This is a genomic window from Spongiibacter sp. C9W (assembly GCF_057370015.1).
The window spans coordinates 3,239,661-3,252,932 of record NZ_CM170672.1; the positions used below are offsets into that span (position 1 = coordinate 3,239,661).

The following is a 13,272-nucleotide window of genomic DNA, read 5'->3' on the forward strand; positions in this document are numbered from 1 at the left end:
GGCCGTGTTAGCCGTGACATCCCCCATTACACCAAGAAGGGCTTAGTTTATGTGGAAGGTTCGAGACGATGAGCCGCAGTACGCTTTCCTGAAAGAGTCTGGCGCGCCTGAGGTGAATTACTATGAGGCGCCCATTGATCTGATCGCCCGCAGCGGCGGCGCTGTGCCCGCCGGGCGCGAAATGTTTATCAATGAAGAGCCGGGCGTGGGCAGCAACCCGAATCGCAACAAGCAACACGCCTTTCACTTTACCGCCGACAACTGCATTGGCTGCCACGCCTGTGAGGCTGCGTGCAGTGAAAAAAATGATAACCCAGCGCATATCAGCTTTCGGTCAGTGGGCTATGTCGAGGGAGGCAGTTACCCCGATTTCAAGCGCATGAATATCTCAATGGCCTGTAATCACTGCGACGATCCGGTGTGTCTGAAGGGGTGCCCAACGCGCGCCTATACCAAACATGTTGAGTATGGCGCGGTATTGCAAGACCCGGAAACCTGTTTTGGCTGCGGTTATTGCACGTGGGTGTGCCCCTACAATGCGCCGCAGTTAGACCCAATAAAAGGCCAGGTGAGCAAATGCAATATGTGCGTTGATCGCCTGGAAGTAAATTTAAAGCCGGCCTGTGTTTCTGCCTGCCTGGGTAACGCGCTTAATTTTGGTGTCGTGGAAGATCTGCCGGAGAATCGCGAGCAGGCGAAGCTCAGTATTCCCGGTTTTCCCAGCCCGGAAATTACGCATCCGAATATTCGCTTCCAGCAAACTAAACGCATGCCGGATGAGGTCACGCGCACCGATGGTATGGCGGTGAAATATCACAAAGATGAGCAGGGTGAGTACCGCCCGGTCGTGGACCAGAAAAAAGGCGTTGAAAAGCGTTGGGGGCTGGACAAGCTGAGCTCTCGCGAAAACCCCTTGGTGATTTTTACACTGGTTAGTCAGGCGTCCTTGGGGGCCTTTGCTATCAGTACGCTGGGTTCGGCATTCGCCCTTGAGCCGATACTCGCGCTGCGCTCATCGGCGCTGTATGTGCCGTTTGTTGCGCTGATTGTCGCCCTGGCAGGTGTCGGTATGCTGATGTCGGCAACCCACTTGGGCAAGCCGCTGCGCTTTTACCGCGGTTTCAATAATCTTCGCCATTCCCCGGTATGCCGCGAGGGCTTGGGCATGCTGCTATACATGGTGTTTGCCGGCCTGCATTTACTGAGCGTGCTGCCCGATAATGCGGTATTTCAGCGTTGGTTTGGCGATTGGGGGCACTACCCGGTAGCTGCCGCTGTGTTGAGTACACTCGCACTGGTGTCTGGCGCCGTTGGCCTGTATTACATGTATCGCTGCTATCGAATTCCTGCGCGGCCCTTTTGGAATCACTGGCAAACAGGCAGCAGCTTTGTTGGCTCTGCCCTGGCTCTCGGCGGTATTGTTTGTTTGTGGTTTATGTTGCTTAGTGCGCCGGCCAGCGGCGCAGCTGAAAACACCGTCGCTATGCTTGCCCTGGGGGCCGGGCTGATTGTGGTCGCTGCGCTAATCGAGGGGCTGGGTCTGTGGCAACACGCCCGAGCAATGAACGTTGCCAACAACGAGGGCAGCGTTTCCCATTACATTCAAACAACGGTGTTTGCCAAAAGCTATCTGCTGCGCAATACGCTGTTGTTGCTTAGCGCAGTGATTGCCCTGAGTCTTACCCTGACGCAGGGTGGCATCGCCACAGGTTTGATCGCGGCGGCGTTGAGCTTGTGTGTGTTGGCCTATGCGGTAATTGGGCGGGCGCTGTTTTATGTATTGGTTGTACCGACCACGATGCCCGGCGCATTTTTCTGGAAGAACAAAGACTTCGAGGAGCACGCCCGGGACATCGGCTTAGCCAACCTGCCGCAAGTCGGTGTGGTCGCCGACCTGCACTGAGCGAAGGTTCAGCGCGGGCCCAGAGAAAGTGCGAGAATCATACTGATCTCGCACAGTGGTCGGCCGCTCTGGGCCTGCAGCGTATTGAAGGCATCCTGCACCTTGATCAGGTCGCGTTTGGCAGTGATCTGGGTGCGGTCAACAATTCCCTCGGCCATCAAGGCGGTGGCCACGTCGCGGCTCAATACGAACGTATCCTTTCCGACAAAGCGCAGGAAGTATTGGCCGCTATTGCCGCCGAGTCGGCAGCCATGTTTTTTCAGATATGCCCAAAGACCGATGGTGTCATCACTGGGCCAATCGGCGAGGAATTGGCCCACGCCACCATGCTTCTCCTGCAGCTCTAAAACGAAATGGGCGTTTTCCTGTACCGCGCGCACCTTGCTCAGGTTGCGAATAATTCGCGTATCGCTGGCCATCTCCTCTATCTGCTCGGGAGAGCGCATCGCCACCCAGATGGGCAGAAAGCGATTGAAAACCTCCTCAAAGCCAGGCCACTTTTGGCCGACAACGCGCCACACGAAGCCCGCACGAAAAATACAGGCCGCCATTTCAGCGAGGTAGCGGTCGTCCGGTGTGCCGATCAGTTCAGCGGGGCTCTTATGGCTGGGCAATTGCGCTTCTATGGCAGCGATGCTGCCGTGTTGATCAATAGCGCGCGATAAATAACGGTCATAGAGCGTCGACATGTGATTTCTCCGAGTGCGGGCCAGCCTCATGCAGACGGATGATTGGGTGCTGCGGGGCGTGGGGCTACCATGATGGCCGATCATACACTTTAAATACGCCCGATGGACGCAGTTCGACCGCGATAACTGGGCCAGCACGCCGGAATAAGAACTATGACAGAACAAAACTGGGATCACAGCGTCGACGTCTTGGTGGTCGGCAGTGGTAATGGCGCCATGACCGCCGCTCTCAGCTGCTACGAAATGGGTGTTACCGACGTCCTATTGCTTGAAAAATCCGAGCTTGTTGGTGGTACCAGCGCAACGTCGGGTGGCGGTGTTTGGATTCCCAATAATCGCTATGCAAAGGCGGCGGGCGCGCAGGACAGCATTGCGGATGCAAAACAATACTTGCTGAATACCACGCCCGAGGGCGCGGTGCCTGAAGAAATGGTCGATGCCTATCTGGAGAACGGCCCGAAGATGGTCGAGTTTCTGCATCAGCGCAGCGATGTGCGCTACGAAACTCTGGAACACTATCCTGATTACTACACCAATGTCGAAGGCTCGCGCACGGGCCACCGCTCGATGGAGCCGGAGCGTTTTGATTCTTCGCTATTGGGCGACGATGTCAAACGCCTGCGCCCCTCGCATCACATGATGCGCCTGTTTGATCGTATTTATTTCACTCAGGTTGAGGCGGCGTTGCTAACCGTTCAGGGGCCGGGTTGGGTAAAGCTGACGCTCAAACTGATGGCCAGCTATTTCCTGGATTTCGCCTGGCTGCTGCGCGGCCGTAAAACAAGCCGCAAGGTGTGTACCGGGGCTGCGGGAGTGGCGCGCTTGTGGTATTCGCTGAAGAAGCGCGACATTCCGTTGTGGACCGAAAGCCCCATGCTATCGCTGATCGAAGAGAATGGTCGCGTGGTGGGTGCCGAAGTTAGCAAGCAAGGCAAGCGTATGCGCATTCAGGCTCGCAAGGGCGTGGTGCTGGCGGCCGGCGGCTTTGAGAAGAATCAGGCCATGCGCGAAAAATATTTGCCCGCGCCCACCAGTACTCAGTGGAGCGGTGGGGTGGACGGCAACACTGGCGACGCGATCAGCGAGGGTATGCGCCTGGGAGCGGCTACCCGCCTGATGGATGGCGCCTGGTGGTGTACCACGATCTCCGTGCCAGGAGAGCCGGCACCGCGGTTGAGCATTATGGAGAAATCCTTCCCTGGCTCCTGTGTGGTGAATATGAATGGCGAGCGTTTTGCCAATGAGTCGCAAAACTATATGGCCTTCCAGAAAGACCTCTACCAAGTGCACAGCGAAGAGAACCCCTGCTCACCGATGTACCAGGTGTTCGACGCGCGTTTTCGCCGCGACTACATTGTTGGCCCATTAATGACGGCCCAACTCAAACCGGACTGGACGATTCCCAAAAATTGGTTTGACACCAAGTTGGTCGGCAAGGCTGACAGTATTCGCGAGCTGGCCGGGCAGCTGGGCATTAACGCCGACAACCTCGAAAAGACCGTTGAGAAAATGAACGGCTATGCGAAAACCGGCAAAGATCCTGAGTTCCAGCGCGGCGACTCGGCCTATGACCGCTACTATGGCGATCAGCGCTTTGAGCCGAACCCCTGTTTGGGCGCCATTGACGAAGCGCCGTTTTATGCGATTCGTGTCGACGCCGGTGATTTTGGCACACAGGGCGGACTGGCCACGAACCCCAACGCACAAGTGATGAAAGAGGATGGCCAGGCAATCGATGGCCTTTACGCGGTGGGCAACTGCAGCGCAGCGGTGCTGCCAACTTACCCGGGCCCGGGCTCAACATTGGGGCCTGCAATGACCTTCGCCTACCAGGCCGCCAAGCACATCAGCGGTTACCAAGACTAAAATACCCGCGGCGAGGGCAATCCTCGCCGCTGTCTCTTTCCTGCAACAAAACCGTCGTCAAAATGTAGTTCTGCTCTATTAGCCTGCTCCCCAACCTTATTCCGAGTTGGAGAGAACAATAATGCGTTTTACAAAGAATGCGATCGCCAGTGGGGTGCTGATTGCGTCATCGCTGATGTTGGTGGCCTGCGGTGGTGACGACGGCCGAAACGGTGCTCAGGGTCCGCAGGGCGTTGCCGGTAGTGACGGTCAAAATGGTAGCAATGGCAGCGACGGTCAGAATGGCAGCGACGGCATAAACAGCCTAATTAGCCAACACCGGCTGCCCGTGGGCGACCTCCAGTGTTTCGACGGCGGTTTGCGCATTGATTCAGGTTTGGACGATAACGGCGACGGCGTATTAGATACCGCAGAGGTTGATCAGTCGACCACCCTGTGCGATCCAACTCAGCTCAATGACGACAAAAATTTCAATCGCATTGCCACCTACGCCGTTTGTCAGCAGCTGGATGCCAGCTGTGATACCGACACCGAAACGGCGGCAGAGATTGTTGCCGCCAGTGAAGATGGCAATGTGCTGATTTACACCGACAGCCCCAGCGACAGTATTGGTTTTGTCGATATCACCACCCCAGACCAACCCACCGGCCTGGGTTCACTGCCGCTTGGCGGCGAGCCAACCTCGGTGGCGGTGAAGGACGGTTATGCGCTAGTGGGTGTGAATACCTCCGCGGATTTTGTCAACGTATCCGGCAAACTGGCGGTGGTGGATATCGCTAGCCGCAGCATCGTTCAACAGCTTGATCTCGCTGGGCAGCCCGATTCAGTCGCAGTAAGCCCCGACGGTCGCTACGCCGCCGTGGCCATTGAGAATGAGCGCGACGAGGACCTTGGAAATGGCGAGCCTCCTCAATTACCGGCGGGCAGTGTCGATATTGTCGATATTGCCGCCGCTGATCCGGCGTCGTGGGCGGTGCGCAATGTCGCCCTGACCGGTCTTGCCACGCTGTTCCCCGAAGACCCCGAGCCAGAGTATGTGGACATCAACGCTGACAACATCGCGGTGGTTACCCTGCAGGAAAACAACCACTTGGTATTAATCGATCTGACAGATGGCAGCATCGTTAATCATTTTAGTGCTGGCACCGTCGATCTAAACGGCGTTGACACCCAGGAAGAAGAGCCGGCGTTAATCAGTCAGGCCGACTCACTCAGCGCGGTTCCCCGTGAGCCCGATGGGGTGACGTGGTTGTCGAGCCAGTATTTCGCTACGGCCAACGAGGGTGACCTTAATGGCGGTAGCCGCGGGTTCAGCGTTTTCGATAAAGAGGGCGAAGTGCATTTCGACAGTGCTGAGCAGCTCGATCACTGGGTGGCGCGACTGGGGCATTACCCCGACGGGCGTTCCGGCAATAAAGGTAATGAACCAGAGAATGCGGAATTTGCTGTGTTTGGCAGTGAGCGCTATTTGTTCGTGAACTCGGAGCGTTCAAGTGTTGCCTTCGTTTACGATGTGGCGGATCTGCGCAAGCCGGTATTAAAGCAGGTATTGCCCACGGCACTGGGGCCCGAGGGAGCGCTTGCGATCCCCTCGAGAAATTTGCTGGTGGTGGCCAGTGAAGAAGATGCCCGCGATGACAAATTCCGCGCGGCGCTCAATATCTATCGCTACGACTCCGCTGCTGCGCAGTACCCCACTGTGCTGTCCACTGACCGTGAAGATGGCAGCCCGATTCCCTTCTCGGCGATGTCGGCGCTCGCCGCTGACCGCCTCCACGCCACCACGGTATATGCCGTTGAAGACAGCTTCTATCAGCGCAGCCGCATCTTTATCATCGACACCGCCGAGCAACCAGCGCGTTTGAATAAAGAAATGCGCATTCTCGACAGCAACGATGTTCTCGCGTCATTGCCTGCCATCGCGCTCGCGGATAGCGGTGTTGATGACGACCACCCCAGTCGCGTTGGCGTCTTTGATGTCGCAGACCGCGCGGCGCTGGTGAACGATGATAAAACGGTCAACCTCGACCCGGAAGGTTTGGCTCAAGCCAGCGACGGGGGCTTTTGGTTGGTCTCAGAGGGCAGCGGAACCATCGGCGATGACAGCCGGCCGATCAACAGTTTGAATATGCTTATCAAGCTATCGGCTGAGGCGGTGATCGAGCAGGTAATCACCCTGCCTGGCAGCGTTAACGCCACGCAGCAGCGCTTCGGTTTTGAAGGCGTGGCGGAGCAGGGCGGTAAAGTCTACGTGGCTTTCCAGCGCGCCTGGCAAGGTGACACTGAACCGCGCATTGGTGTTTACGATCCGGCCACCAGTACCTGGAACTTCTTCTTCTACCCCCTGGATGCTGCGCTTTCCCAAAACGGTGGTTGGGTTGGTTTGTCTGAGATTACCGCACTGGGTGGCGAGCGCTTTATGGTCATCGAGCGCGATAACCAAGGCGGCCCTGATGCGGCAATTAAGCGCCTTTATGAGTTCGACCTTAGTGGCTTGGTAACCGGCGATACCGTGACCAAAACATTGGTGCGTGACCTGATGGATGACTTGCAGATGCCAGGCGGACTGGTGCCCGAAAAAATTGAGGGGGCCGCCCTGATGGCCAATGGCGACGTGCTGATCATCAATGACAACGACGGCGTCGATGACAACAGTGGCGAAACCCAGCTATTGAACTTGGGCAATATTGTGAAGTAAACAATAACAGGCCCTAATCACTCAGCCCGCGTAAGCGGGCTTTTTTTGCGTCGCTTATTTTTGGGTCTAAATTAGACCGTAATCTGCGTTTAACCTGTCTGAATAACATAAAAAATTCGCGATCCGCTGCCTATTATTAGTCCATGTCAAAACAATAACAGGCAGGTAGCAGCATGGCACTGCGCAAGGTATCGCTGGCAGACAAATACGCATTGGACACGACCCGGGCCTATCTCACCGGGATAGAGGCCTTGGTGCGCTTACCCATTCTTCAGCATCAGCGCGACCAGGAGCGAGGCCTGAATACCGCGGGCTTCATTTCGGGCTATCGTGGTTCGCCACTGGGCACACTGGATCAGACGCTGTGGCAGGCTCAGGATTACCTGGACCGCCACCATATCAAGTTTGTACCGGGCATCAACGAGGACTTAGCGGCAACCGCCGTTTGGGGTAGCCAGCAGCTCGGGTTAAACGGCCATGCGAAGTACGATGGCGTGTTCGGTATGTGGTATGGCAAGGGGCCGGGTGTCGACCGCAGCATGGATGTCATCAAACATGCCAATGCTGCCGGCACCAGCCAATACGGTGGCGTACTCGCGGTGGCGGGGGATGATCACGCAGCCAAGTCGTCTACGCTGCCCCATCAGTCGGAGCATATGTTTATCGGTGCCTCGATTCCGGTACTGGCCCCGGCAAATGTGCAGGAAGTGTTAGATCTCGGCGTCTTTGGTTGGGAGTTGTCGCGTTACTGCGGTAGCTGGGTGGCCTTAAAAGCGATCACCGAGAATATGGATTCGGCGATCTCAGCCGAGATAGATCCCCATCGCATCAATATCGTGTTGCCCGAGGACTTTGTTTTGCCCGCTGATGGTGTCCACCTGCGTTGGCCCGACACTCCCCTGGATCAGGAACGCCGGCTGAATAAATACAAAATTTATGCGGCCCGCGCCTTTGCCCTGGCAAACCATATCAACCGCATTGTAATTGATAGTCCCAAGCCGCGTTTGGGCATTATCACCAGCGGCAAAGCCTACCTCGATGTTATGCAGGCGCTGGAAGACTTGGGTATCGATCACGACAGCGCCGCCGCAATCGGTTTGCGTGTATACAAAGTGGGGATGCCGTGGCCACTGGAGCCAGTGCTTACTCACGAGTTCGCCAGCGGCCTGGAAGAGATTCTGGTCGTCGAGGAGAAGCGCTCAATCATCGAAGACCAACTCACTGGTCAGCTCTACAACTGGGCCGTCGACAAGCGGCCGCGGGTGATCGGTGAATTTGACGAGCACGGCGCAGACCTGCTGCCCAATGTGTCCGAACTCACCCCGGCAATGGTGGCCCGGGCCATTGCGGCGAGAATCCGCCGTTTTTATCAGAGTGAAGACATTGAAAAACGCCTGAGTTTTTACCAGCAGAAGGAGCAGTCGCTGGCGAGCAAGCGCAACAAGATTGATCGCAAACCCCATTACTGCTCAGGCTGCCCTCACAATACCTCTACACAAGTGCCGGAGGGCAGCATTGCCATGGGGGGTATTGGCTGCCACTACATGAGCACGTTTATGGATAGCCGCCCCGCGCAAACGTTTACGCAAATGGGCGGCGAGGGTGTGACATGGATCGGGCAGGCCGCCTTCACCGACACTGAGCATGTTTTCCAGAACCTCGGTGATGGCACGTATTTCCACTCGGGAATTTTAGCGATCCGGCAGGCCATCGCTGCCGGCGTGAATATCACTTATAAACTGCTCTATAACGATGCCGTGGCAATGACCGGCGGCCAGCCGGTAGACGGTCAGCTCAGTGTGGAACAAATTATTTTGCAGCTGCGCGGGGAGGGCGTTGAGCGCATCGCGCTCGTTTCTGATCAACCTGAAAAGCACACCCTTGCCGAGACCGAAGGGCTGAGTATTCACCATCGCGATGAAGTGCTCCCGGTGCAAGAAATGCTGCGCCGGGTAAAAGGTTGCAGCGTATTGATCTACGAGCAAACCTGCGCGGCGGAAAAGCGCCGACGGCGCAAACGTGGGTTGATGGATGACCCCAATCGCCGCGTGGTCATCAACCAGGCGGTATGCGAAGGCTGTGGTGACTGCGCGAAAAAATCCAACTGCCTATCGGTGGTGCCGGTAGAAACGGAGCTGGGTCGTAAGCGCGAGATTGATCAAAGCGCCTGCAACAAAGACTACTCCTGCGTGAAGGGGTTTTGCCCCAGTTTTGTCTCGGTGATCGGCGGCCGTTTAAGGCAGAGCACGGCAACAGCAGAGGATGACTTTGCTGCGCTACCGGAGCCAACAGCGCACAGTCTTGAGCAACCTTGGAATATCGTCGTTACAGGCATTGGCGGTACGGGTGTGCTTACCGTTACCGCGGTATTGGCGATGGCGGCGCATATTGAAGGCAAGGGCTGCGCGACGATGAACCAGACCGGGCTAGCGCAAAAGTTTGGTCCGGTAGTAAGCCATTTGCGCATTGCCCGTCGTCAGGAAGATATCAATGCCGTGCGTATTCCCGCCGGTGACGCCGATCTTTTGTTGGGCTGCGATTTGGTAGTGAGTGCCAGCGACGAGGCGATGGCGAAGGTGAATATAGAGCGCTCGCATGCGGTGATTAATGACAGCGAGGCGCCAACATCGGCCTCGATATTCGACCCCGATGCGGCCTTTCCTGCCCGTGAAATGAAGCAAATTATTGAAGAGGAGGTCGGCGCCGGAAAGGTTCACTTTATTGAATCAACGGTCATGGCCACTCACCTGATGGGCGACGCCGTCGCCAGTAATTTCTTTATGCTCGGCTACGCCTTTCAACGCGGTTTAATACCCGTTTCCAGCGAGGCGGTAGACGCGGCGATAGAGTTGAACGATGTTGCTGTGGAATTTAACCAGCGGGCATTCCGCTGGGGGCGCAGAGCGGCAATCGACGAGTTGGCTGTGCGACGGGCCAGTGGCCTTGCAGCAGAGCACTGGCAACCACTGTCCGGCCTGGACGAGATTGTCGAGCACCGTTACGGCCAGCTGTGTGATTATCAAAACGTGCGCTATGCCCAGCGTTACCGCGACGCAATAACGCAGCTTGCCGATAGTGAGCGCGCGGTGGTGGGTGACCAGGCATTGTCGCTGAGTATCGCGGCGGCCCGCACGCTCTACCATGTCATGGCATATAAAGATGAATACGAGGTTGCCCGCTTATTTACTAACGGGGAATTTATGCGGCAACTGCGCGAGCAGTTCGAAGGGGATTTCACTTTGCAGTTTCATATGGCGCCGCCCCTGCTAAGTCGTGTAGACCCGAATACTGGCGAGCACAAAAAGCGCCGCTTGCCCGGCTGGTGTCTGCCGGCGTTTAAACTACTCGCCGCGGCCAAGGGCCTGCGAGGAAGTCGCTGGGATATTTTTTCCTACACGGCGGAGCGGCGCATGGAGCGAGAATTATGCGAGCAATTTCTCGCAGATCTCGCCGACATCGCCGCGCAGTTAACGTTCGAAAACAGAGGCTACGCGCTAGAGCTGGTAAGCAGCCTGGATAAGGTGCGGGGCTTTGGTCATGTGAAGCAGGCGAACGCTCAACGCTATGCAGCCGCTCGCCGCAGCCTGTTGGCAAAATTTCATGGCGATGCGTTGCCCTTTGTCGAACTGGCTAGCGCCACGAGCCAAACATAAAAAGGTGTCGTTTATGGCAGTGTTTAGCGCCCCCTCTTTTGATCAACACGAGCTTGTCGCGTTCTGCGAAGACCGCTCCACGGGCTTGCGGGCAATTATTGCTGTGCACAGCAGCCAGCTTGGGCCGGCGGTGGGCGGTTTGCGAATGTACCCCTACGCGGACGATGCGGCAGCGCTTGACGATGTGCTGCGGCTGTCGCGTGGCATGACCTATAAGTCTGCGCTTGCCGGACTGCCAGTGGGTGGTGGCAAAGCCGTGATTATTGGTGACCCCTCGTGCGACAAGAATGGGGCGCTACTTAAGGCAATGGCCGGATTTATCGACAGCTTGGGCGGCCGCTATGTTACGGCTGAAGACTCCGGCACCACGGTGGCCGACATGGCGCAAATTGCCAAACACACCTGCTATGTTTCCGGGCTCGACAGCCACGGCGGCGGTGACCCGTCGCCATACACCGCTTACGGTGTTTACTGCGGTTTGCGCGCGGCCCTGCGCCAGCAACGCGGCAGCGATAATCTCGATGGTGTGAGGGTGGCAATTCAGGGAGCGGGGGCCGTTGGCAGCCACCTCGCGAGGCGGTTAATCGAAGACGGTGCAACCGTACTGGTTGCCGATGTGAACCCGACATTACTGACACCCCTGCAGGCACTTGGGGCTGAGGTGGTCGAGCCAGCGAGCATATTGAGTCAGCCAGTGGATGTTTTGGCGCCCTGCGCAATGGGGGCCGTGCTAAATGCGGAAACAGTGCAACAGGTGAGGGCGTCGATCATTGCCGGTGCCGCCAATAACCAGCTGGCAACACCGGCTCAGGCGCAGCAGCTTGCCGATCGCGGTGTCTTATACGTGCCGGACTTTGTTATTAATGCCGGGGGTATTATTGCGGTCTATCATCAGCGCCAGCACGGCGGGGCGCTGTCAGCTGATGCCGAGTCGACACTGTTGCAGCATGTCGAGGGCATTGGCGACAAGCTGGGGCTGATCTTTAAGCGCGCAGCCCAGCAATTGTGCCCGCCCCATGTGGTGGCCGAAGCGATGGCTGAAGAGGTATTGTTGGCACAGGGTAGGCAAGCCGCAACAGAAAACTGAAGGAGGGAATACGTGACAACGTGGAGCCGAGATAGCTGGAGAAATAAAACCGCCTTGCAACAGCCGAGGTATGGCGACGCTGCGGCGCTAAGCGCAGTGGAGCAAAGTCTGGCCGCAATGCCGCCATTGGTTTTTGCCGCTGAGGCCCGCGCCTTACACAGCCAGTTGGCCGAGGTTGCCGAGGGGCGAGCGTTTTTACTTCAGGGCGGCGACTGCGCCGAAAGTTTTGGCGACTTTTCGGCGAACAATATACGCGATACCTTCAAAGTGTTGATGCAGATGGCCATCGTGCTTACCTATGCGGGGCGTTTACCCGTGGTAAAAGTGGGCCGCATGGCGGGGCAGTTTGCCAAACCGCGCTCGGCAGAAACAGAAGAGCGCGATGCCGTGGTGCTTCCCAGTTATCGCGGTGACATCATCAACTCCCCCGAGTTTGATGCAGCGGCCCGTGCGCCGGACCCGCAGCGCATGTTGCAAGCCTATCACCAGTCCACCTCCACGTTGAATTTGCTGCGGGCTTTTGCCACCGGCGGCTTGGCTGATTTGCACCAGGTTAACCAGTGGAACCTCAGTTTCTTGGATGGCAACCCTCTGCGCGAACGCTATCAGGCCTTGGCGCACAGCATTCAAGATGCACTGGCGTTCATGGAGGTGTGTGGCATCAATAGCGACAACACCCCCACGCTACGTGAAACGCAGCTGTATACCTCTCATGAAGCGTTGCTCCTCAACTATGAGGAGGCCCTGACTCGCCAGGACCATTTAACCGGCGATTTCTACGATTGCTCGGCACATATGTTGTGGATCGGTGAGCGCACTCGTCAGCTCGATGGTGCTCATATCGAGTTCTTTCGCGGCCTTAAAAACCCGGTTGGCGTAAAGGTTGGCCCGTCGATGACAGGCAACGAGTTGATCGCCTTAATTGACGCCTTGAACCCAGACAATATTCCCGGTCGTCTAACCCTGATTACCCGCATGGGCGCCGACGTGCTGGCTGAGCGCCTACCGGCGCTGGCGCGACGAGTGCAGCAGGAGGGACGCAGCGTGGTGTGGTCCTGTGACCCCATGCACGGCAATACCGTGAAGGCGGGTAATGGCTACAAAACACGCTCTTTTGATCGCATTCTGGAGGAAATTCGCCACTTCTTTGCCGTGTTGCGCAGCGAACAGCAGCACCCCGGCGGCATTCATTTGGAGATGACTGGCCAGCATGTGACCGAGTGCACTGGCGGGGCGTACCGGCTGTCCGAGTCGGACCTGGACAAGTGTTACCAAACGCAGTGTGATCCGCGTTTAAACGCCGACCAAGTGCTCGAGCTTGCCTTTTGCGTGGCGGATTTCCTGCGCGACGACGGCCGTTAACGCCGAGGGCCAAC

General features: G+C 57.1%; 7 protein-coding genes. 6 read left to right on the forward strand and 1 reads right to left on the reverse strand.

What is annotated here, in order from left to right:
- Nucleotides 1-49: 49 nt before the first annotated feature.
- Nucleotides 50-1,903 carry a DmsC/YnfH family molybdoenzyme membrane anchor subunit gene (locus AC2Q8J_RS15405; RefSeq protein WP_486451721.1) on the forward strand — a complete coding sequence of 618 codons (1,854 nt, stop codon included), beginning with the start codon at nucleotides 50-52 and terminating at the stop codon, nucleotides 1,901-1,903.
- A gap of 8 nt (nucleotides 1,904-1,911) precedes the next feature.
- Here AC2Q8J_RS15405 and AC2Q8J_RS15410 read toward each other — a convergent pair whose 3' ends face one another.
- Nucleotides 1,912-2,592 carry a DNA-3-methyladenine glycosylase I gene (locus AC2Q8J_RS15410; RefSeq protein WP_204996788.1) on the reverse strand — a complete coding sequence of 227 codons (681 nt, stop codon included), beginning with the start codon at nucleotides 2,590-2,592 and terminating at the stop codon, nucleotides 1,912-1,914.
- Nucleotides 2,593-2,745: 153 nt separating this feature from the next.
- Between AC2Q8J_RS15410 and AC2Q8J_RS15415 the strand changes: the two genes are divergently transcribed.
- The 5 genes from AC2Q8J_RS15415 to AC2Q8J_RS15435 all read left to right on the forward strand — a co-directional run bounded on the left by AC2Q8J_RS15415 (nucleotide 2,746) and on the right by AC2Q8J_RS15435 (nucleotide 13,258).
- Entirely contained in the window at nucleotides 2,746-4,458 is a 1,713-nt protein-coding gene (locus AC2Q8J_RS15415; protein ID WP_486451722.1) for an FAD-binding protein, read from the forward strand.
- Between the two features lie 121 nt (nucleotides 4,459-4,579).
- The gene (locus tag AC2Q8J_RS15420; protein ID WP_486451723.1) at nucleotides 4,580-7,156 is read left to right on the forward strand and encodes an esterase-like activity of phytase family protein; all 2,577 of its coding nucleotides are present in this window, start codon (nucleotides 4,580-4,582) and stop codon (nucleotides 7,154-7,156) included.
- 173 nt (nucleotides 7,157-7,329) lie between these two features.
- The gene (locus tag AC2Q8J_RS15425; RefSeq protein WP_486451724.1) at nucleotides 7,330-10,809 is read left to right on the forward strand and encodes an indolepyruvate ferredoxin oxidoreductase family protein; all 3,480 of its coding nucleotides are present in this window, start codon (nucleotides 7,330-7,332) and stop codon (nucleotides 10,807-10,809) included.
- 13 nt (nucleotides 10,810-10,822) lie between these two features.
- Nucleotides 10,823-11,896 carry a Glu/Leu/Phe/Val family dehydrogenase gene (locus AC2Q8J_RS15430; RefSeq protein ID WP_486451725.1) on the forward strand — a complete coding sequence of 358 codons (1,074 nt, stop codon included), beginning with the start codon at nucleotides 10,823-10,825 and terminating at the stop codon, nucleotides 11,894-11,896.
- Between the two features lie 12 nt (nucleotides 11,897-11,908).
- Nucleotides 11,909-13,258 carry a class II 3-deoxy-7-phosphoheptulonate synthase gene (locus tag AC2Q8J_RS15435; RefSeq protein ID WP_486451726.1) on the forward strand — a complete coding sequence of 450 codons (1,350 nt, stop codon included), beginning with the start codon at nucleotides 11,909-11,911 and terminating at the stop codon, nucleotides 13,256-13,258.
- The last annotated feature ends 14 nt before the right edge of the window (nucleotides 13,259-13,272 follow it).

Coding starts and splice junctions, on each gene's coding strand:
- AC2Q8J_RS15410 (WP_204996788.1), bottom strand. CDS start 2,592: ATGTCGACGCTCTATGACCGTTATTTATCGCGCGCTATTGATCAACAC.
- AC2Q8J_RS15405 (WP_486451721.1), top strand. CDS start 50: ATGTGGAAGGTTCGAGACGATGAGCCGCAGTACGCTTTCCTGAAAGAG.
- AC2Q8J_RS15425 (WP_486451724.1), top strand. CDS start 7,330: ATGGCACTGCGCAAGGTATCGCTGGCAGACAAATACGCATTGGACACG.
- AC2Q8J_RS15415 (WP_486451722.1), top strand. CDS start 2,746: ATGACAGAACAAAACTGGGATCACAGCGTCGACGTCTTGGTGGTCGGC.
- AC2Q8J_RS15430 (WP_486451725.1), top strand. CDS start 10,823: ATGGCAGTGTTTAGCGCCCCCTCTTTTGATCAACACGAGCTTGTCGCG.
- AC2Q8J_RS15420 (WP_486451723.1), top strand. CDS start 4,580: ATGCGTTTTACAAAGAATGCGATCGCCAGTGGGGTGCTGATTGCGTCA.